The following is a 25598-nucleotide window of genomic DNA, read 5'->3' on the forward strand; positions in this document are numbered from 1 at the left end:
ACAGGAGGAGAATCGGATGAGCAATAAGTATGAAGCAAAAGCTATCTATGATGAGATGATTCATGATGTCACCACTTCTGAAAAGAAGTGGCAGGATGTTTGTCGACTCACCGGTCAGATATATAGATTTGAGTTTGATAACATCCTGATGGTGTATGGTCAGCGCCCACATTCAACTATGATAGCCGATTATGATACTTGGAAAAAAGTTGAAAGATATGTCAAGCGTGGAAGTAAAGGCATAGCTATTTTTCCATCAAGAGCATTAAATCCTCGCATGAGATATGTATTTGATATCATCGATACGGGTGGAAAGAAACAAAAGCTCACATGGGATTTGGAGGGTGAAAACCTAAAGGATTATTTGGATTATCTGGTATCTGAAGGACAGATGGAGCAGTATGAAGGAACAACACGAGAAGAATTACTAAATTCATTAAAATTATTTACAGGAACAAATGTTTGGGGTATAATAAGAACAGATTTTGAGGAAAGAATCTCAGAATTATCGCAGCTAGCTGGGAGTATGATAAAGGAACTCAATTATGAAACGTCAGGGCTAACCACAGATGACTTGGTATATCAAAGTGTTATGTATGCGGTTGGTACGAGATGCGGATTTGACTTATCTATGCAAGAACAGGATTTTAGTCAGATCGTAAAGATAACCGATGAGGAAGTCATTTACCGTCTTGGTTCCCTGGTATGCGATGTCTCCTGCAGCGTTCTTAGAGAATTTAGTAGAAACCTAAAAACGATTGAAAGCGAGAGGAGAATTGCATATGGCAGAATTAACAATGACGTATCACGAAGTGGACGGACTACTGTATCCGGATATTCGGATGCCGGAAGAGCAGGAAGTGAAATTAACGAATTTAGGGAAATACGGAATACTGGCGATGAATTATCTAAAGGAGAACGAACCAGCAAGGTACAAGACACTTTACCGATTCGGGAAACTGGCAGAGAAAATGAACGAGGTGAACGAGGAAGCTTATCAACTGTTAGACCAGCTGATGAACGATTACCTGAAGAAACACAAACCAGAGAATCCGAATTCCACGATGGAGATGTGGAAACTGAGAGAACAGGCGAAGATGCAGGCAGAGGAAGTAGTCCTTCAGCAGATCGTAATGAAATTTCACTAGGAGCAGATGAAGAACTGAATAGAGAACTAAATGAAATCAATTCATTTGGAAATAGTAAGGAAGCCAATTACCATCAGGCTTCCTTTTTTGATGGGGATTTTGGGCTGAATACTAGCGGATTGATGCATGTACAAACCACCAAAATTTCAGCTGCTGGACAAAAATATACTTATATTCAACCGAAGAAAGAGTTGGTTGTACCACATGAGTTTGTACGCCAAACCCTACTTCGTGGTACTGGCTTTGTAAATGGTATGAGCCGAGTATGTAAGATATATCAGAATGAAATTGATGCAGGAACCAGAGCCAGACGTATTAAAAAGGAGTATGGTCAAGGTGGAGCAGGCTGGCCGATAGAGGGTTACGGTTTGCATGGTTATGATTCTTTCCATGCACAAGGACTTCGCTTCCAGTGGAGAGATGAGGAAGGCGAAAAAGAAGGCTATATTTCATGGGGGACAGTTGAAAAAGAAATTGGTGTTCTAATTATGACTGGAGAGTATCAGCCAGAGAGACAATCATTAGATGAAATCTCTATGGATGCTGACAGGGAAGATTATGTTGATATCGTTCACCGAGTAATAGATGCTACTGATGAACAGGAAGTCGTTGAGGTCGTGGATGCATTTGCGATTCCCGATGAACCTGAAAGCTATGAAAGTCATAGGAAGATCACAGAACAGAAAGCAGAGACAGAAACTTATGAAATGACACCAGAGGAACTTGCAGAAGAAGACCGTATGGTCACAATGGCTGAATATGGTGCGGAGATTGAAGCAGAAAATCGTGAATATGAAAAGCAGTATGAGGAGAGCCATAGTGATGAAAGACTGGAAGTAATTCCTACTGATTATGCAAACATAATTGCAGATATGGATGAAGATATGCGAGAGGCAATGGAAATTCTTGTGACAGAATGTAGCTGTTATATGCCTTTTAAACCATTTTTACAGGATATTGTAAATTCAGAGTATTTGCTCATTCCAAACAAATTAGAACTTTTATCAGATATGGTCTTAGGAAGTAAAGAAGAGCAAAAAGGCTATAGCAACAACAAATATGGCTTAATTGAATACACCTTAAAGCCTTATGAGATTAACATGAATTATAAGAACCGCTTTGGTGAAAGAGAAACAGTTGCAACAGGCTATAGAGAACTGTATGAAGTATTGTCCTATATGTCAAAGCAACCATTCTTCTGCGGAGCAGATCATAGACAACGGTATAATGAAATGATGGCAACTGAGGATAGAACAACCTTACAGCCAATATATCAGAGATTCCTTGATAAATGTGACAGCGCAAAACAGAATCGTGAGGAACAAGCACAAAGACGAGTTGCTACTGGTAATGAAAGTGCAGCAGAGAATCTCATAGATGATGCAGTAACACATTCCGAGAAACGTAACTTTCATTACAATTTGTGGGAACTTCCTAAAGGTGGAGCAAAGACAAGATTCCAATGGAATAGTGAAGCAATAGGAGTATTAAAGCAGGTGGAATCAGAACATAGACTGACAAACAGTGAGGAACAGAAAATCTTATCAAAGTATGTTGGCTGGGGTGGTATTTCTCAAGTATTCGATGAAAATAATGAAAACTGGAAAAGGGAATATGTAGAGCTGAAAAGTCTTTTGACAGAAGATGAATATATTGCAGCTAGAGCTACTGTAAATAATGCATTTTATACTTCACCAGAAATTGCAAGTTGCATGAATCAGGCGTTACTCCAATTTGGTTTCCGAGGTGGAAATGTGTTAGAACCAAGTATGGGAGTCGGGAATTTCTTTGGAAGCATGCCAACACCTTTGCAGAATTGCAAATTATATGGTGTGGAACTAGATAGCATTTCCGGTAGAATTGCAAAGCAGCTGTATCAGAAAGCAGATATCAGTATTACTGGTTTTGAAAAGACCACCTTCCCAGATAATTTCTTTGACGTTGTGATTGGGAATGTACCATTTGGAGATTATAAGGTATTTGATCCGAAATACAATAAATTAAATCTTCGTATTCACGATTACTTTATTGCAAAAGCGATGGATCAGGTAAGACCAGGCGGTATTGTTGCGATTATTACGACGAAAGGAACGCTTGATAAAAGCAATGCTACCTTCCGTAAGTATTTGGCGGAGAGAGCGGAACTAATTGGTGCGGTAAGACTTCCTAATATGGCATTTAAAGAAAATGCAGGAACTGAAGTGACCAGCGATATTTTATTTTTACAAAAAAGAGAACGTAAGATTGATATTGAACCAGATTGGGTGCATTTGAGCTATACCCAGAATGGAATTGCGGTCAATTCTTATTTTGTAGAGCATCCAGATATGATGCTAGGACATATGGAATATGACACTAGAATTTACGGTCAGGATAGCAGATATACAGTCTGTGTAAATGATGCTGAAAACTTCAATATGTACGAAGAATTGAATAAAGCTATTCGTACAATATCTGCACAGATGACTGATTTTGAACATTTAGAAGAGTCAGAGGAAATAAGTGAAGATGCGATACCTGCAGATCCCGATGTGAGAAATTTCTCTTATACGTTTTATGAAGGAAAGTTATATTACAGAGAAAATTCCCATATGTACCGAAAAGAAGTAAATGCTACAGTAGAGGATAGGATTCGCTTGCTAGATGAAATTCGAAATAATACCAGACACTTGATCGATATTCAGACAGATGGTTGTAGTGAGGAAGAATTAGCAGAAGGACAAAAAACATTGAATGCAACCTACGATGCCTTTGTTGAAAAATATGGATGTATTACTGCACAGGCAAACAGCAGGGCATTCAGAGATGATTCTGACTACCCACTGTTATGCTCTTTAGAAGATGTAAATGAGGATGGGATTGTGAAGAAAGCAGACATGTTCTTTAAGCAAACCATCAAAGCCAGAATTCAGATTGAGAGAGTGGAAACAGCGGTAGAAGCGCTTAATGTATCAATCAATGAATATGGCGCAGTCAACATTCCCTATATGTTAAGTATTTATCAGCCTGATTTGTCAAAGCTGGTAGAGGAATTGGCAGCAAAAGGGAATGAACCGTCCTCGAATATTGCACTATCTGATGACGTAAAAGCAGAGTTAGAACGTGCGGTTATGCTTGAAGAATTACAGGGATTAATTTATCTGAATCCAAACCGTTATAACGAAAATAATCCAAACGCAGGTTGGGAGACAGCGGATGATTATCTGTCTGGAAATGTAAGAGAAAAGCTGCGTGTAGCAAAAGCTATGCGAGGAGCGAATCCAGAGTTATTCGTACAAAATATAAAGGCGTTGGAACAGGTGCAGCCAAAGGATATTGAAGCAAGTGAGATTGATGTAAGAATTGGAACCACATGGGTGGAGGCAGAAGACTATGAGCAGTTTATCTACGAACTTCTCAATACTCCGAGAAGGGAAAGAGCAGTACGAACTCAGTGGTACAATTCGGGAATACAGGTTCATTTGAATAAGCTGAGTATGGAATGGTTTATTGAAAATAAGTCAAGAGATAAACATTCTGTTGCAGCCACGAAAACTTATGGAACGAGCAGAGAGGATGCCTATTCAATTTTTGAGGATACGCTGAACCTAAAGACAGTTACCATTCGTGACAGAATTGATGATGGTGATGGAAAATATCACTATGTCGTGAATAAAAATGAAACGATGTTAGCAAGAGAAAAGCAGAACCAGATGAAAGAAGCATTTAAGGAATGGTTATTCCGAGATCCAGAGAGAAGAGCAAAGTATGTGGAGTATTATAATGAAACATTCAATAATATTCGCTTGCGGGAGTATGATGGTTCACAGTTACAGTTTCCAGGGATGAATCCAGAGATTGAATTACAGCCACATCAAAAGAATGCAGTAGCAAGAATCCTGATGGGAGGAAACACGTTACTGGCTCATTGTGTTGGGGCGGGTAAGAGTTTTGAAATGATGGCTGCTTGTATGGAGCAGAAAAGACTGGGACTTGCAGGTAAAACAATTATGGTGGTGCCAAAACCATTGATTGGACAGACGGCAAGTGAGTTCCTGCGCCTGTATCCGTCCGCTAATATATTAGTGGCAACAGAGCGTGATTTTGAAAAGAGTAGGAGAAAGCAGTTTGTCTCTAGAATTGCAACGGGAGATTATGACTGTATTATTATGTCGCATTCGCAGTTCGAGAAGATTCCTATCTCGGCAGAAAGAAAGGAGCGGATGTTGAACCAACAGATTGAGGAGATTGCCTATTCTATTGATGAAATGAAGTCACAGAACGGAGAACGATGGACTGTAAAGCAGATGGAGGCACAGAAGAAAAAGCTAGAGGAACAGTTGAAATCATTGGCAGATGAAAGTCGAAAAGATGATTTGATTACCTTTGAGGAGTTAGGTGTGGATTCAATTATGGTGGATGAAGCTCATAATTTTAAGAACCTTGCTATTTTTTCCAAGATGAATAATGTTTCCGGTATTAGCAGCTCAGGAGCGAAGAAATCTACAGATATGCAGTTGAAATGCCAGTATTTGAGTGAAATCAATGATGGCAGAGGAATTGTATTTGCAACAGGAACCCCGGTTTCAAACACTATGTGCGAACTGTATGTGATGCAGTTATATCTACAAAAAGAGGCACTAGAGCAGATGGGAATTTATCATTTTGACTCCTGGGCAGCAAACTTTGGTGAAGTAACAACAGCACTTGAACTTACCGTAGAAGGAAGCGGATTCCGATTCAAAAGCAGGTTTAATAAGTTTACGAATCTTCCAGAATTAATGAACATCTTTCGTGAAGTGGCAGATGTACAAACCAAAGATATGCTAAATCTGAAAGTGCCAACACTAAGGGATAATAAGTACACAATTGTGGAAAGTGAACCAGACTGGTATGTAAAACAGGTCATGGAGGATTTTGTAGTAAGGGCAGAGCGAATCCGTAATGATGGAATTGACCCATCAGAGGATAATTTCCTAAAGATCACACATGAGGCTAGACTGCTAGGTACTGATGCAAGGCTATTAGATGCAGATGCACCAAACAATACGGATGGAAAATTAAATAAGGTCGTAGAAAATGTATGCTACGAATATTTCAAAGCTGTCAACGAGAATAAAATCGGTTGTCAGCTTATTTTTTCGGATATTGGTACGCCTAAGAGTGGATGGTCAAGCCGTGACTTGAGTAAAGATTTTGATGTCTACAATTATGTTAAAGAGCAACTAATTTTTCGGGGAATTCCAGAAGAAGAAATAGCATTTATCCATGATGCTAAGACAGACGGGCAGAGGGATATCTTGTTTAAAGAAATGCGAACAGGTAAAAAGAAAATTCTAATCGGTTCTACAGATAAGTGCGGTACTGGTGTAAATGTACAGACACATCTTGTTGCGATGCATCATATCGACTGTCCTTGGAAGCCTTCTGCTATTGAACAACGAGAAGGCAGAGGTATCCGTCAGGGAAATGAAAATTCCGAGGTGGCAATTTATCGTTATGTTACAAAAGGAACTTTTGATGCGTATTCATGGTCATTAGTGGAAAATAAGCAGCGATTTATCAGTCAGGTTATGACAAGCAAATCTGTATCCAGAACTTGTGAGGATATTGATGAAGCAACTTTGTCATATGCAGAAATTAAAGCAGTTGCAACTGGCAATCCATTGATTCGTGAAAAGATGGAATTAGATAATGAGGTACAACGTTTGAAGTTACTAAAAGCTTCTTATGACAATCAGCATTATTCGTTGCAGGATAATTATATGATCCGCTATCCAAAGCTGATTAAGGCAGCACAAGAGAAACTGTGCTGTGTAAAGGAAGATATCAAGCTGAGAGATGCAGAACTAATTCAGAATCCGGATTTTTCTATTACGATAGGTAGAGCAAGTTTTGAGGAGCGTGTGGATGGTGGAACCGTTATGTTAGAAGCAATTAGTAAGTGCAAGACAGGTGAAATCAATCCTATTGGTCAGTTTCATCAGTTTGAGTTGCTGGTAGAAAAGAACTTCATGGGCACAAATTATTTGGTGCTTCGTGGAAAGACAGACTACAAAGCGGAACTGTCAACTAGCCCAGTTGGAAATATGGTGAAATTAGAAAATTTATTTAGTGGAATTCATGAGAATGAAGAGTTTTTACTGAAGAAGATTGACCAGTATCAGAATGATTTGGATGCCTCAAAGTCAGAGTACGAGAAGCCATTTGCTTATGAAACAGAATTGAAAGAAAAGCTGGCGCGTCAATATGAATTGAATGCACAGCTAAATCTGGAAAATGGGAAAGTGGAAGATGTGGACTTAAGTGCGACAAAAGAAGAATTGGACGAGGGCAATATAGAAAAGTCTGAAAATGATAAATATGTTGCTGAAGCAAAAACTGCTTATCAAACCAACGTGGATGATAGGAGCAGATGATGGATAGGGAAGGACGTGAGGAGTAATGGAGAAAGTGTATCGCTTGTTCGAAGTGGAAGAAGTGATTGCAGAGATGGATTTATCAGATATTGATGATGATATAGCTGAAACAGATGAAGAGTATCAAATTGTTATCAGTGGATGGTGGGTGCATATTCCAGAATTAAATCTAAATCTGCATGAGGGGGTTGTATGTACTTGGGAAGAAGAATCACAAATGTTCATGCCTAATTTTGCTGTCACGGTAGTATATGAAGCTAGTGCAGAACATCAGCACTATATCTACTTTGAACAGGACGGAATGGTCATTACCTTAGCTAATTGGCTGAATGGTCGTGTCCCTTTGGATGTAATTGAGCAGATGCGTTGTAGCATCTGCAAAGAGTAGTGAAGTGGATGGTAGGCATCCACTTTTGATTTTGGTGTATGCACGGAGCATACGGAAAGTGAGTAGTAAATGAAATATTCAATTCATGTAAATGAAGTAAAAACAAAGGAAGGCAATATCAAAGGATTTGCCACAGTAGTCTTTGGTGATTCATTTAAGATTACCAATATTGCAATCTTAGAAAATCCTGAAAGACATCAGTTATTTGTATCTATGCCTAGATATCGTTCCAGTGAAAGAGATGAGAATGGCGGTGTTATTTTTAAGGATGTCTGCAATCCCATCACCAAGGAATTTCGTGAGGAACTGTACGATAACATCCTTGAAGCTTATGAGCATGTAATAAATCAGGGAAAAGAGCAAGGACAGATTGAAAAAACACAGTCTGAAATGCCAGAGTTTTCAGTAAAGGTTACACCATTTGAAAGAGATGGTAGCAATGTATGTGGTCTTGCACGTATTTATTTCGATAATCAATTTATTGTAAATAATGTAAGTATCCTTCAGGGGAAAGATAAGCTGTTTGTTGCAATGCCGGCTTATAAGACAAAGCAGATAGACGAACAAGGCAAAGCGATTTATCAGGACGTGTGTTATCCAGTAACAAAGGAGTTTCGTGAAAAACTTTATGGAGAGGTAATGAAAACATATGAGGAAGAAAAGGAAAAGAAGCAGGAAGAGCAAAAAGAAACAAAAAATGATTTGCAGAAAGAGAAAGAAAAGTCAGGACAGTTTCAGAGTTTGCCTGATAGAGAGACACCGTTTCGATAGTAAATAATGTAGATGAAAGAGTCAGGGATTATCTCTGGCTCTTTCGAATTTGGAGGAAAAGACAATATGAGGAAAAGAGAATTTCAAAGAGCAGCTGTTTTTGCGATTATTCCAGTGATTGTAGAGTACACGAAAGAAGAAGGCAAAAGACTAACATTAAGTGTGACATCTAAGTTTTATGACACATTTATTAATCATCGATTCAGTGGAGGAATGTTACAAATCAACCTATATCAAAAAGGTGAAATAACATATAAGGTCTGGGACTGTATTGGAATATGCCGCAAGGAATATGTGAAATATTATGTTTATAACGAGAATGATAATCATGAACAGATTTTAGCTAAATTTGTTGAGGATTTCAGCAGGTTTTTAAAAGATTTGTATTCGATGGGGGATGTGCATGACTTCTCCGATATGTTTGATTTCACAGTGGAAGGAGATCCGAATAATTCGCTGGAAAAATATGAGAAGTTCATCAGAGTGATGCGTGGAGAAGAAACAGGGGATGAGGAGGCGTAAGCTATGGATATAGAAAAATCATTAACACAGGATGAAATGATAAAAGAATTAATAGGTCTGTTAAAAGCAAATCAAATGGGCGATAAAGCGAATGACTTATATGAAACACAAAGTGAAAAAAACAAGATAGAAAAGTTTCCACGTACGGATAAATGTGAAAAATTACTCAAGACATCAAGATGAGCCTATCGGGCCACGTTGAGAGTATAATTTTGATGACGTATTGTGGTTCAGGGGGCGAAAAGTAGAAGTTGACCACAACATATAGTGGTTCAAGAGTGATTTTGGAGCAAAAAATGAGCGAAAAAACACCGTTTTTTGACCCCTATTTTTGGGGTGCTTTATAGATGACATAGGGTAAAAAGAGTGATGACATTATAAAGGTGGAAAAATTGATGGCTCAGAAAGAGGGAGAAATAATCCTCTGGGATGATAAGAATTTTATATAATCTACAATATTTGTGTTTTTAAAATAGGTTTGTATAGAAATCACCCTTTTATGGTATTAATGTCGTAATAGATGGTTTTGAGATATTTCAAATAATATAAAAAATACTTGAATAAATGCTCATATAACTATTGACATATGAGAAAAACAATAATATAATAAATACACAACGTATAAATGCTTGCTCAAGCATTCATATGAAATGATTTAAAAAGAGGTGATAATATGACTGAAAAATTTATTTCAATTGAAAGATGTGACTGCAATGTAATTCATGAGGATATTGTAAATCAAGTTAGAGATAAAATGCCTCAAGAAGAAAGCCTTTATGATCTAGCAGAATTATTTAAAGTATTTGGAGATTCAACACGAATCAGGATATTATGGGCTTTACATGAAGCTGAAATGTGTGTTTGTGATATCGCTGTATTACTTAACATGACACAATCAGCAATTTCCCATCAGCTGAGAGTCTTAAAACAAGCTAATTTAGTGAAAAACAGAAAAGAAGGCAAAGTAGTATATTATTCATTAGTTGATGATCATGTAAGAGAAATATTTGACCAAGGTCTAATTCATATCAACGAGAAGTAGTAATGCGGTATAATAGAATATTTTTTGAAGATATTTGGGCAGATATTTAAGTCTTCATATCAAATGAGCAATGTTTCAAGAAAATTTGAAAAAGACTTGTAGTATTCAAAATAAAATTACAAATAATATTTAGGAGGATTTAATAATGAAAAAGAAATTTATACTTGAAGGTTTGGATTGTGCAAATTGCGCGGCAAAAATGGAAAAGGCTATTAATGAGCTTGATGGAGTGAAAGAAGCTACTGTTAACTTTATGACCACAAAACTCGTTATTGATGGTGAGGATGAAAAAATGCCAACAATAATAGAAGAGGCCGAAAAAATAATTAAAAAAATTGAACCCGATACAACTATGAAAAAGGCTTAAAGGAGGCTATTTAGTATGACAAAACGACTATGGCGAATAATTATTGGTGCAGCCTTGTTAGCTACAGCAGTATTGCTTAATTTAAATAACGAATGGTTACAGATTGCTCTCTTTATAATAAGTTACATTATTGTAGGTGGAGATGTTGTAAAAAGAGCTGTAAAAAATATTTTTAAAGGTCAAGTTTTCGATGAAAACTTTTTAATGAGTATTGCAACAATTGGTGCATTTTTTATTGGTGAGTATCCTGAAGGTGTTGCAGTTATGCTGTTTTATCAAGTTGGAGAACTGTTTCAAAGCTATGCAGTTGGCAAGTCGAGAAAGTCAATTGCAAGCCTTATGGATATTCGACCAGATTATGCAAATGTTAAAAAAGGCGATGAACTTGTCAAAGTTGACCCAGATGAAGTACAAATTGGAGATATTATTGTAATTAAAGCAGGAGAAAAAATTCCTCTTGATGGCAAGGTAATAGAGGGAAGTTCAATGATTGACACATCAGCACTTACTGGTGAATCTGTTCCTCGTGAAGTAGAAGTAGGAAGTGATATCCTGAGTGGTTGCATCAATATTAATGGAGTTATTACAGCAGAGGTTACCAAGGAATTTGGAGAATCTACTGTAAGCAAAATTCTTGATTTAGTTGAAAATGCAAGTAGTAAAAAATCCAATTCAGAACAATTTATTACTAAGTTTGCGAGATATTATACACCAGTTGTGGTTATAATTGCAGTTTTTCTAGCTATTATACCGCCTCTTGTTATAGACGGGGCGACTTTTAGTGATTGGATATATAGAGCACTAGCATTCCTTGTGGTATCCTGTCCGTGTGCTTTAGTTATTTCAATTCCTTTGAGTTTCTTCGGTGGAATAGGTGGAGCTTCAAAAAAAGGTATTTTAGTTAAAGGTAGTAACTACCTTGAAGCATTGGCTCAAACAGAGATTGTTGTTTTTGATAAAACAGGTACACTAACGAAAGGTGTATTTAATGTACAGGAAATTCATCCAGAAGGGGTTTCCAAAGAAGAGCTACTTGAATTAACTGCATATGTGGAGAGCTATTCCAATCATCCAATTTCACTTTCACTGAAACGTGCATATGGCAAGAAATAGACAATGGACGTATTTCAGATGTAGAAGAGATATCAGGTCATGGTGTTATTGCAACAGTAGATGGCAAAAAGGTTATGGCAGGAAATATCAAACTTATGAAAATGATGGATATCCCTTATTTCAAGGGAGAGCTGATTGGTACTGCTGTACATGTTGCTGTTAATAATAAATATATAGGTTACATTGTAATTGCCGATGAGGTAAAGGAAGATTCAGCACAAGCAATCAAGGAACTTAAGGCAGCTAATATTAAGCAAACAGTTATGTTGACAGGTGATAATAAAAGTGTTGGTTCAAAAGTTGCTAAAGAGCTTGGTCTTGATAAGGTTTATGCAGAACTATTGCCAGCAGACAAAGTTGAAAAACTAGAAGAATTATTTTCACAAAAATCCACAAAAGGTAAACTCGCCTTTGTCGGTGACGGAATCAATGATGCACCTGTATTAGCTCGTGCAGATATTGGAATAGCAATGGGTGGTTTAGGTTCTGATGCAGCCATTGAAGCTGCTGATATTGTAATTATGACTGATGAGCCATCGAAAATTGCTACTGCAATGAAGATTTCTAAAAAGACATTAAAAATTGCAAATCAAAACATAGTATTTGCAATTGGAATAAAGATAATTGTTCTTATTTTGAGTGCTTTTGGAATAGCTACTATGTGGGCAGCTATATTTGCAGATGTAGGTGTAACTATCATTGCAGTATTAAATGCTTTTAGAGCTTTGAATGTAAAGAAGCTATAAACTATTTTTCCTATTCACCCCTTGAATGATACCGATAATTGACGATACAATCAAGGGGTATTTTTTAATTTAAAAACTATAAATGAAAATTGGTTGGGATTTACCTTGAATTAAATGGTTTTAAAGATATGGAGGTTATGTAATTGAAAGTTATTGATGAATGTTGCTGTGAATGTATCACACAAAATTTAAATAGAACAAAGGAGAGTTGCCCTGTCTGTAATAATGAAGGAGTAACAGTTAGTAGGATAACCGTTGAACACTTGGTGACAGATGATTATCGTAATGCCGTTGATGGAGATCAATATAAGATATGCATGAATGAGGACTGCGACGTTATTTACTATAACTTAGATAAAGAAATAAAATTCTTAAAAGACCAAGTTAGGGTTCCTATCTGGTTTAAGAAAGATGCAGATCCTAAGTATGCTTGTTATTGCAGCAAAGTCACAGAAGATCAGGTAATTGAAGCAGTTGTAAAGCATGGTGCGAAAACCGTTAAAGAAGTAAATGCCATAACTGGAGCAATGAAAAATTCGCTTTGTAAGGAAAACAATCCTTTGGGGGTATGTTGTCATAAGATTATTCAGGAAGCCATTGATAAGGGATTAACCATGAAATGATTTGAGTTGATATGTTCTCACGAACAGACAAAACCGTTGATATCTTCCCACAAACGAGAGCCAATGTTGGATATGTTTCCAACTACGAGTGTGGATATGTTCCCCTTAACCATAGGAAACCTTGTACCGTTCGGTTAATGGGGAACTTGAGAATGCAGAAGCAGTGAACGGATTACTAAAACATATAAACGACAGTAAAGGATTTACTGAATTTGACGCAGAGGCATTTGAAGTACACGTCGACCACATTATAGTTTACAGTAGAAGTGAAATAGGCTTTATGCTCAAGTGCGGATTAAATCTTAAGGAAAGGTTGTGAGAGGATGAGCCATATTCCATATGGATACAGAATTGAAAACGGTAAAGCTGTCATTGATGAAGAAAAAGCAGAGCAAGTAAGGAAGCTCTATAAAGGATATCTTTCTGGACTTGCCTACATGCCTGCCGCAGAAGCCGTTGGACTTAAGCTTTACCACACAAGTGCAAAGAAAATGCTGCAAAATAAATATTACCTTGGAGACAATTATTATCCGGCTATTATAGATAAAGAGACCTTTGATGCAGCAGAAGCCGAGCGTGTTAAAAGACAGACTAAGCTTGGGAGAGTATTTGATAAGAAACCAGACAAAGTGAGCCAGGTTGCTACAGGTTTTAAAATGCCAAAGGTACAAATCAAATATGAGGACCCTTTTATACAGGCAGAATACGTATACAGCTTGATAGAAAGTGAGGTGAATGAATGATTTCCTTAGCTAAAAATGTTACGGTTATTCCAGCGAAGAAAATTATCGGTACTCAGAAACCAACCGAAAAAGTTCAGAAGACACGAGTAGCTGCTTATTGCCGAGTTTCTACCGACAGTGATGAACAGGAAAGCAGCTACGATACACAGATTGAGCATTATACCACCTATATTAAAAGTCATCCAGAGTGGACACTAGCGGGGATTTATGCCGATGACGGTATCTCCGGAATGAATACGAAGAAGCGTGATGAATTCCAGAGAATGATTAACGATTGCAACGACGGCAAGATAGATATGATCATCACCAAGTCCATAAGCCGATTTGCAAGAAATACGGTTGATTGCCTGAATTACACGAGAGCCCTTAAGAACAAGAATATCGGTGTTTATTTCGAGAAAGAAAACATCAATACGCTCGATGCCAAGGGTGAAGTTCTTATGACAATTATGGCTTCTCTTGCACAGCAAGAAAGCGAGTCATTATCAGCTAACGTTCGTTTGGGCTTACAGTTCCGATATCAACAAGGGAAAGTTCAGGTCAACCACAACTGGTTCCTGGGATATACCAAAGACGAAGATGGTCACCTTATCATTGATCCAGAGCAAGCCGAAGTAGTAAAGCGCATTTATAGGGAGTACCTTGAAGGCAAGAGCTTCTTACAGATAAAAAGGTCTCTTGAGGCCGATGAAATACGAAATGGTGCAGGAAATAAAAAATGGCATGAAAGCAATATAAGGCAGATACTTACGAACGAGAAGTACATCGGGGACGCATTGCTTCAGAAGACTTATACAGTGGATATACTCGATAAGAAGCGAGAAGCCAATAAGGGTCAGGTTCCTAAATATTATGTAGAAGACAGTCATGAAGCTATTATTCCAAAGGATATCTTCTTAAAGGTACAGGAGGAAATTGCTAGAAGGGCAAATCTTACTAACGGGACAACAAAACGCAAACGTATCTATAGCGGGCGATACGCCTTATCCGGTATGGTATTCTGCGCACACTGCAGCGATATCTTCCGCAGGATTAAATGGAACAATCGAGGGTGTAAGTCCACCGTTTGGCGCTGCGTTAGCAGGGTTGAAAAAGATGGTCCTGATTGCCCGGCAAGAACAGTTCACGAAGAATTGATCCATGAGGTGGTTATCAAGGCCATAAACGAAGCGTTCCGCGAAAAGGAGACAATCCTTCCGCTTTTGCGAGAGAATATCGAGAGTAGCTTAGAGGAGATCAACCTTAGTCAGATTGCAACAATTGATGATCAGATGAAATCAATGCAGCAGGAGCTACTGGCAACGGTCAATTCAAAGAATACCGGTGATGAGCTAGGTATGGAGATTAGAAGGCTGCGTGATGAGAAGCAGGCCCTTCAAAATGAGCAGGCATTAAGACAGGATCTGAAAACTAGAATTGATGAGATGATGCGTTTCCTTAATGACCTGCCTTGCGAGCTTACTGATTACGAAGAAGAATATGTGAGGACACTCTTGGAAAGGATTACAGTTTACGATGATCACATCATTGTTGAATTTAAATCAGGCATTGAAATACAAATAGACAAAGAGGTATAGAATATTGAGCTGACCGCCAATAGAGGGAACCATATCACAACACCCTTTGGCGGTTTTTCCATTTTTAAACGTTGATTATATCATTTCGTTGTGTTATAATAATTGATACAAATAAGGATTTAGGAGGAACCGAAACTATGACAGCCTCAATGCGTTTAAGATAAGCTGGCAATAAAAAAGGCAGAATCTATCCCCGATGATAGGCTTTTTTGTTGTACTTATTTATACGATATTGAGCATTCGTTAGTTACGGTGAGGATATAGATTATTTAACTATACCTTAATTTAACTATGTCTAAATATGAATGCTTCTAATTGTATGTAAGCAGACCAAAAGCCACATTGTGGATTTAGGCCTGCATTTTTTATTGCCTAGAATGATATCCAAAGTAGAAATTCAAGCAAAATAATATGCAGGAGAAAATATAAATGGAAAAATACAACAACTGGAAACTTAAGTTTTTTACAATATGGGCAGGACAGGCAGTATCTTTAATCACTAGTGCCATCCTGCAAATGGCGATTATTTTTTACCTTACAGAAAAAACAGGATCTGCTATGGTCTTGTCTATGGCTTCACTAGTAGGTTTTTTGCCCTATGCAGTCTTTGGACCTGCCATTGGTGTATTAGTGGATCGTCATGACAGGAAAAAGATAATGATAGGTGCTGATTTAATTATTGCAGCAGCTGGGGCAATGCTAGCTATTGTTGCATTGTATATGGAATTACCCGTATGGATGGTTATGGTAGTATTGTTTATCCGTAGCATTGGAACGGCTTTTCATTCTCCGGCTCTCAATGCGGTTACGCCACTTTTAGTACCAGAAGAACAGCTTACGAAATGTGCAGGTTATAGTCAGTCTGTGCAGTCAATAAGCTATATTATTAGTCCGGCGGCTGCAGCATTGTTATACTCCGTTTGGGAATTAAATGCAATTATTGCTATCGATGTATTAGGCGCTGTGATTGCATCTATTACGGTAGCCATTGTAAGTATTCCTAAGCTGGGAGAACAAGTGCAAAGTTTGAAACCAAATTTCTTAAGAGAAATGAAAGAAGGAATCGTCGCACTGAGACAAAATAAAGGATTATTTGCCTTATTACTCTTAGGAACGCTATATACGTTTGTGTATATGCCAATTAATGCACTGTTTCCTTTAATTAGCATGGAATACTTTAATGGAAAACCTGTGCATATTTCAATTACCGAAATCGCTTTTGCATCTGGAATGCTAGTAGGCGGTCTAATATTAGGAAGGTTGGGTAATTTTGAAAAGCGTGTATTACTAATAACTGGTTCATTCTTTATAATGGGGGCCAGTTTAGTCGTTTCAGGATTACTTCCTCCAAGTGGATTTGTTATATTTGTAGCTTGCTGTGCAGTAATGGGGCTTTCGGTGCCATTTTATAGCGGTGTGCAAACAGCTCTTTTTCAGGAGAAGATTAAGCCTGAATATTTAGGACGTGTATTTTCTTTGACCGGAAGTATTATGTCATTTGCTATGCCAATTGGATTAATTCTTTCTGGATTCTTTGCTGATAGAATTGGTGTAAATCATTGGTTTTTACTATCAGGTATTTTAATTATTGGCATTGCTATAGTGTGCCCCATGATAACAGAGGTTAGAAAATTAGATTTAAAATAAAATAATATTGGAGGGATATTTATGTATCTTATTTTCATGTAATTCTTCCTGCTAAAATCGCAGGGTTTTCCCTGCGTACAAGCAAATGAAAGCATGCGATTATAGACAGGAGGAAATAAGATGGAATTGATATTAAAAGCTAAAGACATTCGTGTGGAATTCACAGGGCGAGATGTTTTAGATATAGATGAATTAGAAGTATATGATTATGACCGTATTGGTTTAGTAGGAGCAAATGGTGCAGGGAAAAGCACTTTACTCAGGGTGCTTTTAGGGGAATTAACTCCAGCAGGATGTAAAATGAATCGTCTGGGTGAACTTGCTTATATCCCTCAGTTGGACGAAGTAAGTTTGCAGGAGGAAAAAGATTTTGCACTTGTAGGCAAGCTGGGTGTTGAGCAATTAGATATACAGACCATGAGCGGTGGTGAAGAAACAAGACTTAAAATAGCACAGGCTTTATCAGCACAAGTACATGGTATTTTAGCCGATGAACCTACCAGTCATTTAGACCGTGAAGGAATTGATTTTCTAATTGGACAGCTAAAATATTTTACAGGTGCACTGTTAGTTATTAGCCATGACCGATATTTTCTTGATGAGGTAGTAGATAAAATATGGGAACTGAAAGATGGAAAAATCACTGAGTATTGGGGAAACTATTCTGATTTTCTTCGCCAGAAAGAGGAAGAACGCAAGAGCCAGGCAGCAGAATACGAACAATTTGTTGCGGAACGTGGCCGATTGGAAAGGGCTGCGGAGGAAAAGCGAAAACAGGCTCGTAAAATAGAACAGAAGGCAAAAGGTGCTTCAAAAAAACAAAACACTGAAGGCGGAGGACGTTTAGCTCATCAAAAATCAATAGGAAGTAAGGAAAAAAAGTTGCATAATGCCGCTAAATCCCTAGACCATAGGATTGCGGCCTTAGGAAATGTAGAAGCTCCAGAAGACATTCGCAGGATTCGTTTCAGGCAAAGTGATGCATTGGCACTCTACAATCCATATCCTATTGTCGGTACGGAAATTACTAAAATATTTGGGGATAAGATACTGTTTGAAAAAGCATCTTTTCATATTCCCCTAGGAGCAAAAGTGGCGCTAACTGGTGGCAATGGAACAGGAAAAACAACTTTAATCCAAATGATGTTAAACCATGAAGATGGAATTTCTATTTCACCTAAGGCAAAAATAGGTTACTTTGCACAAAATAGTTACAAGTACAACGGTAATCAGAAAGTCCTAGAGTTTATGCAGGAGGATTGTGATTACAATGTTTCAGAAATTCGTTCAGTTCTAGCATCAATGGGGCTTAAACAAAACGATATTGGAAAAAGCTTATCTGCTTTAAGCGGCGGAGAAATTATTAAATTGTTGCTGGCTAAAATGCTTATGGGTAGATATAACATCCTGCTAATGGATGAACCGAGCAACTTCCTTGACATACCAAGCTTAGAGGCTTTGGAAATATTAATGAAGGAGTATGCTGGAACTATAGTGTTTATCACACATGACAAACGGCTACTCGATAATGTGGCTGATGTGGTTTATGAAATTAGCGATAAGAAAATAAATCTGAAACATTAAATTTAAGGTAGTCGCCGGTCAATGTAGTCTATACTGGCTGGCGGCTCCATTGTTAAAAAGTATAAAGACTTTTTTTCTTTGGCAAGAATTAATGTATACTAAAATAATTTTAATAAGGAGTATTAAAATCAATGAGAGATATCGAAATAAAAGAGAATATACTATTTCAGATAGACATGTGCTGGCAACTTTATCTTTATCACACAGAGAATCTAAAGGAGACAGAGGCACTTTGGACATTCAGTCCCATGGGTCTGCAGATACGAAGGCAAGACGATGGATGGAGTATAGATTGGCCTGAAATCGAAAGTTACGAGATTGGACCGTCCAGTATTGCATGGATTATGTGGCATATTATATATTGGTGGCGCACTACGTTAGATTACAATTTTGGAGATGGTACCTTGAAAAAGGAAGACATTACTTGGCCTGGAAGTGTTGAAAAAGCAAAAGAAGAAATAAAAACTCTTCATGATAAATGGGTTGAAAAATTAATCAATATGTCGGATGCAGAATATCAATCACAGCAGTATGCAAAATGGCCACTTGAGGGTAGAAGCTTTGCTGATACTGCATTATGGTTAAATGGAGAATTGATGAAAAATGTAGCCGAAATAGGTTATGGACGATTTCTATATGCAGCTTGTAAAAAATAGAGATAGCGATAAATACGAGAATAATTTTTTTAAAGAAGGAGACTACCAATGAATAGTATAATAGAAAACATATTAACAAGAAGAAGCATACGAACTTTTAGAGAGACTCAGCTATCGGAGGAGGATTTAAATACCATTCTAACAGCGGGAAGCTATGCGCCTAACGGGATGGGAACACAGAGCTGGAAGTTTACAGCCATTCAAAAAACCAGTGTACTTGCAAAAGTGAATGAGGCTATTCGCCTAACCCTTATATCTATACCTGTTGTAGCAGAAACGCATCCTTATGTTGTGAGCCTTGTTGAAAAAGCGAAAGACGAGAGTTCAAATTTCCTGTATCATGCCCCCACCTTTATTATTGTTTCTAACTTAAAGGACAACGGAAACTCTATGCCGGATTCAGCATTAGCCATCGGGAATATGATGCTGGCAGCACACTCACTCGGTATTGGTTCCTGCTGGCTAAATCAGCTGCCAGGACTCACACACATGCCCTTAATCCGTGAGCTTTTGTCAGATCTTGATGTTCCCGTAAATCATATTGTTTACGGATCTGTCGTTATGGGTTATGCTGCAGAGGAGCCGAAACAGGCTGCCCCTCGTAAAAATGTCGTAAATATTATTCGTTGAGAACGAGATTGGAGGTTTAATATTGTTTATACGAGTAGTTCCGTATGACCCCTTTTGGGAAGTAGAGTATGAAAATGAATCACAGAAGATAAGTGGTATTTTGAAGGACGTATTGGTGGATATTTACCATATTGGCAGTACAGCAGTTAAAGGGTTACATGCTAAATCAATCATTGATATAATGCCCGTAGTGACAAATATTAGTTTAGTTGATAAGTATAATGAGGAATTTGTAGCCATTGGATATGAGTGTATGGGTGAGTTTGGTATTGAAGGACGGAGATATTTCCGCAAGGGTGGCGATAATAGAACACACCAGATTCATATTTTTGAGCAAAGCAATCACAAAGATATTAATAGGCATATAGCAGTAAGGGATTTTCTGCGTACACATCCTGACATCGCTTTAGAGTATGGTGAATTAAAGATGGAGCTGGCTAATCGATTCCCGGAGGATATTGAAGGCTACTGCGCTGGTAAGGATGCATTTGTAAAGCAACTAGAAAAGGATGCTTTGCGATGGTGGCAAACTGTCTGTTAGGAGGTTATTCTCAAAGGATTGCAAGAAGCAGTTGAGGATAATCCGTATAACTAACTATTACATATCATGCTGATTCGTATTGGTAGAATAACACGAATTAACAAAGGATATATTTGTAGTAGCAAGTGTATTTGTTTTATATTCTATGAACCTATTTGATTTACATAATTCTATGTGGTATAATGGACTTGCTTATAATATAGATGCTTGGATAGCAGGAGGTTGCAAGATGATGATGGCAGTTAAATTAGCCTTCTAAAATTAAAGAATAAAATTTTAGGAGGCTAATTTATGAAATTTAATTTGATAGATATTGAGGATTGGAATAGAAAGCCATACTTTGAGCATTATTTAAATGCGGTTAGGTGCACTTACAGTATGACTGCAAATATAGAGATAACTGGTTTACTGCGTGAAATTAAACTTAAGGGCCTGAAACTGTACCCTACGCTTATTTATATCATCACAACTGTGGTTAACCGTCACAAGGAGTTCCGCACCTGTTTTGATCAAAAAGGTAAGTTAGGATACTGGGATAGTATGAACCCAAGTTATACTGTCTTTCATAAGGATAACGAAACTTTTTCAAGTATTTGGACAGAGTATGACGAGAACTTCCCACGTTTTTACTATAATTACCTTGAGGATATTAGAAACTATAGCGACGTTTTGAATTTCATGCCTAAGACAGGTGAACCTGCTAATACAATTAATGTGTCCAGCATTCCTTGGGTGAATTTTACCGGATTCAACCTGAATATATACAATGATGCAACATATCTAATCCCTATTTTTACTTTGGGTAAGTATTTTCAGCAGGATAATAAAATTTTATTACCTATGTCTGTACAGGTGCATCATGCGGTTTGCGACGGTTACCATACAAGCAGATTTTTTAATGAGGCACAGGAATTAGCGTCAAATTATGAGACATGGTTAGGAGAAAAATAATATAAAAATTGCTTGTGCTTGGGAGCTATAAACAAAGATCGAAAAAGTTGTGAAGCTCGTGAGGAAGCAAAGCGACCGAAGAAGCAGATGTTCCACCTATGCAAGGACTTCCCGAGAAGACGAGTGACAGCGAAGACCGATTGGAAGGAGTCTGAGCTTAGTGGAGTAATATATTCCTTATAAAAATCATTTCAAAGGATTAGAGAAATCTAATCCTTTTTCTTTGTATTTTTATACCAAAGCATATGAATTTACTGGCCGGGGTCAAATTGCAGGAATTGGAGAGGGCTGTTATGACAATTACGAATTTAATTTTTCATTTTGGTGATATTTATCCTGCATTAGTTTGGGTTGATGAAACTGCAGTTCTAGTTTACTCAGGATATCCTGGTCAACTTACTCAAATATAGAAAGCGATAAAAAAGGTAGGAATCCCATTTGATAAAATCAGTAGGATTATTCTTACCCACTAATTGCCGGTGATATGCTTTGAGTTGCGGATGGGTATCTTGTTCCTTCTCCTGAGCAGATTAATTTCGATCATAATATGTATCATCATTTTAATTAGTGGATATGTTCCCTAAAACCTTAAAACCGTTGATATGTTCCCTCATACCTCAAAAACGCTAAAAAACGGTTGACCTGTTTCCACTTACGTATGGTATCAAAATTTCGGAGGTAGACATCATTTGGGGCAACTCGGGCCACGTTGAGACGTGTGTTTTATTGTCCCACAAAAGTGCAGACGATTTTATCAGTGTAAAAATGGAGTACGCAGACGACCGAAAAATCCAGCCAGATCGTATCACCTACAGGCTTATTCAGGAGTATATCGAAGAAAAGTACGGCTTCAAAGTTCACACTGCAAACATTGCAGAGGTCAAAAGAAACTTAGGCCTGCCGATGTACGACGCACCAAACGCAGTTGAAGAACTAAAACGCCCATATAAACCAGCACCAGAATATAAAGTAGAAGCTATTAAAGACGCATTAAGGCACTTCAAGGTCATAGATTAAAGTAAAGTACCCTTTCAGCAGATCATTACTGTTGAGAGGGTCTTGCTTTTTCAGAAGCCGGCCAATGTAAGGATAGCCCTACAAGATTGCGGGTCTTTCTCTTCGAGCCATGTTTCCAGATTGCTTATAGCGATATCCTTTTGAATATGGATGCTCTCTTCAAATCGATATTCGATTGCACATGTAAGGATATCAACAGGTTCATCAAGAACCTTACCGCCAAGAACTGGGTATTCGTCAATTACAATCCAGTCAGGTGGGAGACCATCAAAGAGAGCCTGCGGATACAATTCCCTAAAGTGAATCTCAATTTCCATAGCTTCGATCTCACCTTGTTCTTTATCTGGGTAACAAGTGGCATAAGATACATCGAAGCCTCTAGTGAGCAGCATCTGAACGACATTGATGAGTTCAATATCAACAGGAATGGTCTTATCGGCGCATTTACAACAAGGCTTCGACCAAATTTCACTGTATAGCTCTAAACATCGTGGACACATCGTCATCATACAATCACTTCCTTCACCAGTTTATAGAAAGTAGTTCTTTTAAGATTAAGTGCCTGCATAGTTGCAGTTGCAGTTTGCTCGCCAGTGCGGTGATATTTACCGCCGGGTACACTGGAATAACCGAGGTTACAAGTCTATTGTTTGGAGATGCGTCAGCCGTTTGGAGGAAAAAGGATCTGAATGTACTGCCCCTACCATAAACGAGGAAACATTGCAGACAGCAGTGGTCAAGGCTATTAACGAACTTTTGGCTAACAAAGAACCCTTCCTCCAGGCGTTGCAGAAAAACATAGCTACTATACTTAATGAAGAAAATGATAATGCCACCAATGATATTGATAGCAAATTGGAAGAATTACAACAACAGCTTCTTATCCAAGCAAAATCCAAGAATGACTATGAAGATGTGGCTGATGAAATCTACCACCTTCGAGAATTGAAGCAAAATGCACTTGTTGAAAATGCAGAGCGTGAAGGAAAAAGGCAACGAATCGCTGAAATGACTGATTTCTTTAATGAACAATCCTGTGAGTTAGAGGAATATGATGAGCAGTTAGTAAGGAGGCTTATAGAAAAAGTTACGGTATTTCATGATAAGTTCGCCGTTGAATTCAAATCAGGAGTCGAGATTGATGTAGAAGGGTAATCTTTAGAAAGAGAACAGAAGAATTATATTGGATTTTTAAAGATAATATGATATAATAAAACGACTTGGAGGTGGAAGAATGTATAACTTTTCTTGATAATTATATGATGAATAATAAGATATTTAAAGAAACGGCTATAGAACCGTTTGTTTTGTTATGCAAATTGCAAGAAAGTTAAGTATTCTACACTCAATAATACATTACAGTAACCTTATGTTATGTATAACAAAAGGTAATAATAGTATTTGTTTTTGAGCCGTAAGAATTTACTTTCTTGCGGCTTTTAATATTTGTAAAAGAAAGGAAGATAAACGTGATAGACAATGATACTATGTCATTCATGACAAAATCCTTGCAGAGTTGGATAACATTATAGAGTAATTAATGCCGAAAACCGACTTTGCTTATAAAATTTTTATAATGTAAAGGAGGAAGAAATATATGTCCTTAATAAATGTTTCAAATCTAACTTTTTCATATGAAGGAAGTTATGACAATATTTTTGAAAATGTAAGTTTTCAGATAGATACAGATTGGAAACTCGGTTTTATTGGAAGAAACGGACGCGGTAAAACTACTTTCTTAAATTTACTGCTTGGCAAATATGCGTATTCCGGCAATATAAGTTCTACAGTTAAGTTTGAGTATTTTCCTTATGATGTGGAAGATAAGAGTCTATATACAATTGAAGTAATGAAGAGTATTTGTACGGAATGTATGGATTGGGAGATTTTTCGTGAAATATCATTGCTTGATGTTCAAGAAGATGCTTTATATCGTCCGTTTAATACATTGTCAAATGGTGAGCAAACAAAGGTCCTTCTTGCAGCTTTATTCCTTACAGCGAGTTGTTTCCTGCTTATTGATGAACCTACAAACCATCTTGACATCGATGCACGTAATGTAGTGCAAAACTATTTGAAACGCAAGAAGGGGTTTATTTTGGTATCTCATGATAGAAGCTTACTTGATCAATGTGTTGACCATATACTATCTATCAATAAAACGAATATCGAAATCCAAAAGGGAAATTTTACTTCTTGGTGGGAGAACAAAACGTTACAAGATAATTTTGAACTGGCAGAAAACAAGAAACTCCTTAAAGAAATAGGAAGGTTGTCTTATGCAGCAAAACGTAGTTCAAACTGGTCAAATAAAGTAGAAAAAAGTAAATATGGAACAACAAATTCTGGTTCAAAACTGGATAAGGGTTATGTTGGACATAAGGCTGCAAAAGCGATGAAACGTGCCAAAAATATTGAGTCAAGACATCAGGAAGCCGTTTTACAAAAATCAGAACTGCTCCACAACATTGAACAATATGATGACTTAAAAATTTCACCACTTGAATTTCACAAAGAGTGCTTAATAGAAGCGAATGATTTATCATTGTCTTATGGAGATAAAGAAGTATGCAGTAATCTTAATTTCAGAGTCAATATTGGTGATAGAGTTGCCATTATCGGAAAAAATGGGAGTGGTAAGTCTAGTATCCTAAAATTGATTAATGGAGATGATATTAAATTTACCGGAAATTTTATGCTAGCAAGTGGACTAAAAATTTCTTATATTTCGCAAGATACTTCATATTTAAAAGGTAATCTATCTGAATTTGCCTATAATAATAAGATCGATGAAACTCTATTTAAAACGATTCTTCGTAAACTGGATTTTAATAGAGAGCAGTTTGATAAGAACATGGTGGATTTTAGTGCTGGTCAGAAAAAGAAAGTACTAATTGCTAAAAGCCTTTGTGAAAGTGCACATTTGTATATATGGGATGAGCCATTGAACTATATTGATATTTTTTCACGTATCCAAATTGAAAAAATGATTTTGGAATATTGTCCTACACTATTGTTTGTGGAGCATGATGATGCTTTTTGCAATAACATTTGTACGAAAAATATTAATTTAGGTTTGTAGAGATTTTGAGTTGCCACAATAACTAAAAGATATTTACATGAAAGGGTGAAGA

The 25598-nt window shown here is 37.3% G+C and carries 20 protein-coding genes and 3 pseudogenes; 22 read left to right on the top strand and 1 reads right to left on the bottom strand.

The features are described 5' to 3' along the window. Positions 1–16: 16 nt before the first annotated feature. The 19 genes and pseudogenes from RMR19_RS22105 to RMR19_RS01510 all read left to right on the top strand — a co-directional run. Positions 17–7546: a helicase-related protein gene (locus tag RMR19_RS22105; protein WP_331654598.1), complete on the top strand. Its 7530-nt coding sequence runs from the start codon at positions 17–19 to the stop codon at positions 7544–7546. Between the two features lie 25 nt (positions 7547–7571). Continuing rightward, on the top strand, positions 7572–7934 hold the full coding sequence (locus RMR19_RS01425) for a hypothetical protein (protein ID WP_073285241.1): 363 nt from the start codon (positions 7572–7574) through the stop codon (positions 7932–7934). Between the two features lie 69 nt (positions 7935–8003). Beyond that, positions 8004–8705, top strand: a complete 702-nt coding sequence (locus tag RMR19_RS01430) for a SpoVG family protein (protein WP_073285238.1) — start codon at positions 8004–8006, stop codon at positions 8703–8705. Between the two features lie 66 nt (positions 8706–8771). Continuing rightward, the gene (locus RMR19_RS01435) at positions 8772–9227 is read left to right on the top strand and encodes a hypothetical protein (protein WP_073285235.1); all 456 of its coding nucleotides are present in this window, start codon (positions 8772–8774) and stop codon (positions 9225–9227) included. A gap of 3 nt (positions 9228–9230) precedes the next feature. Beyond that, a complete protein-coding gene (locus RMR19_RS01440) occupies positions 9231–9410 on the top strand; it encodes a hypothetical protein (protein ID WP_073285230.1) in 180 nt (59 codons plus the stop codon). Between the two features lie 490 nt (positions 9411–9900). Then, entirely contained in the window at positions 9901–10269 is a 369-nt protein-coding gene (locus tag RMR19_RS01445; protein WP_073285227.1) for an ArsR/SmtB family transcription factor, read from the top strand. A gap of 145 nt (positions 10270–10414) precedes the next feature. Beyond that, on the top strand, positions 10415–10636 hold the full coding sequence (locus RMR19_RS01450; protein WP_026478195.1) for a cation transporter: 222 nt from the start codon (positions 10415–10417) through the stop codon (positions 10634–10636). A 15-nt stretch (positions 10637–10651) separates the two neighbouring features. Beyond that, positions 10652–12495, top strand: a pseudogene (locus tag RMR19_RS21975) (heavy metal translocating P-type ATPase). Positions 12496–12647: 152 nt separating this feature from the next. Further along, positions 12648–13118: a Csac_0668 family 2Fe-2S cluster-binding (seleno)protein gene (locus RMR19_RS01460; protein ID WP_442871520.1), complete on the top strand. Its 471-nt coding sequence runs from the start codon at positions 12648–12650 to the stop codon at positions 13116–13118. A 323-nt stretch (positions 13119–13441) separates the two neighbouring features. Then, on the top strand, positions 13442–13861 hold the full coding sequence (locus RMR19_RS01465; RefSeq protein WP_073285220.1) for a recombinase: 420 nt from the start codon (positions 13442–13444) through the stop codon (positions 13859–13861). Then, positions 13858–15438 carry a recombinase family protein gene (locus RMR19_RS01470; protein ID WP_139241718.1) on the top strand — a complete coding sequence of 527 codons (1581 nt, stop codon included), beginning with the start codon at positions 13858–13860 and terminating at the stop codon, positions 15436–15438. The genes RMR19_RS01465 and RMR19_RS01470 overlap by 4 nt, the downstream gene beginning before the upstream one ends. A gap of 429 nt (positions 15439–15867) precedes the next feature. Then, entirely contained in the window at positions 15868–17085 is a 1218-nt protein-coding gene (gene mef(A) / locus RMR19_RS01475; RefSeq protein WP_073285216.1) for a macrolide efflux MFS transporter Mef(A), read from the top strand. 120 nt (positions 17086–17205) lie between these two features. Further along, on the top strand, positions 17206–18669 hold the full coding sequence (msr(D), locus tag RMR19_RS01480; RefSeq protein WP_073285213.1) for an ABC-F type ribosomal protection protein Msr(D): 1464 nt from the start codon (positions 17206–17208) through the stop codon (positions 18667–18669). 131 nt (positions 18670–18800) lie between these two features. Beyond that, on the top strand, positions 18801–19325 hold the full coding sequence (locus tag RMR19_RS01485) for a DinB family protein (RefSeq protein WP_031577803.1): 525 nt from the start codon (positions 18801–18803) through the stop codon (positions 19323–19325). Positions 19326–19373: 48 nt separating this feature from the next. Further along, a complete protein-coding gene (locus tag RMR19_RS01490) occupies positions 19374–19955 on the top strand; it encodes a nitroreductase family protein (RefSeq protein ID WP_073285210.1) in 582 nt (193 codons plus the stop codon). A gap of 22 nt (positions 19956–19977) precedes the next feature. Next, the gene (locus tag RMR19_RS01495) at positions 19978–20496 is read left to right on the top strand and encodes a GrpB family protein (protein WP_073285207.1); all 519 of its coding nucleotides are present in this window, start codon (positions 19978–19980) and stop codon (positions 20494–20496) included. A gap of 291 nt (positions 20497–20787) precedes the next feature. Continuing rightward, on the top strand, positions 20788–21447 hold the full coding sequence (gene catA, locus RMR19_RS01500) for a type A chloramphenicol O-acetyltransferase (protein ID WP_073285202.1): 660 nt from the start codon (positions 20788–20790) through the stop codon (positions 21445–21447). Positions 21448–21465: 18 nt separating this feature from the next. Further along, the gene (locus tag RMR19_RS01505) at positions 21466–21630 is read left to right on the top strand and encodes a hypothetical protein (protein ID WP_295685181.1); all 165 of its coding nucleotides are present in this window, start codon (positions 21466–21468) and stop codon (positions 21628–21630) included. A gap of 615 nt (positions 21631–22245) precedes the next feature. Continuing rightward, positions 22246–22464: pseudogene (locus RMR19_RS01510) on the top strand (hypothetical protein); the annotation flags it as partial. Positions 22465–22514: 50 nt separating this feature from the next. Here the strand turns inward: RMR19_RS01510 and RMR19_RS01515 are convergent. Then, positions 22515–22973 (bottom strand): hypothetical protein, encoded by a 459-nt coding sequence (locus RMR19_RS01515; RefSeq protein WP_002325145.1) that lies wholly within the window; start codon positions 22971–22973, stop codon positions 22515–22517. A 67-nt stretch (positions 22974–23040) separates the two neighbouring features. Between RMR19_RS01515 and RMR19_RS01520 the strand changes: the two are divergent. The 3 genes and pseudogenes from RMR19_RS01520 to lsa(E) all read left to right on the top strand — a co-directional run. Continuing rightward, positions 23041–23202, top strand: a pseudogene (locus RMR19_RS01520) (recombinase zinc beta ribbon domain-containing protein); the annotation flags it as partial. Between the two features lie 48 nt (positions 23203–23250). Continuing rightward, positions 23251–23619: a hypothetical protein gene (locus tag RMR19_RS01525; protein WP_060854318.1), complete on the top strand. Its 369-nt coding sequence runs from the start codon at positions 23251–23253 to the stop codon at positions 23617–23619. A 442-nt stretch (positions 23620–24061) separates the two neighbouring features. After that, positions 24062–25546 (top strand): ABC-F type ribosomal protection protein Lsa(E), encoded by a 1485-nt coding sequence (gene lsa(E) / locus RMR19_RS01530; protein WP_002294513.1) that lies wholly within the window; start codon positions 24062–24064, stop codon positions 25544–25546. Positions 25547–25598 lie beyond the last annotated feature (52 nt).

Origin of the sequence: Anaerosporobacter sp., from assembly GCF_031551385.1 — a bacterium.
GTDB lineage: Bacteria > Bacillota > Clostridia > Lachnospirales > Lachnospiraceae > Anaerosporobacter.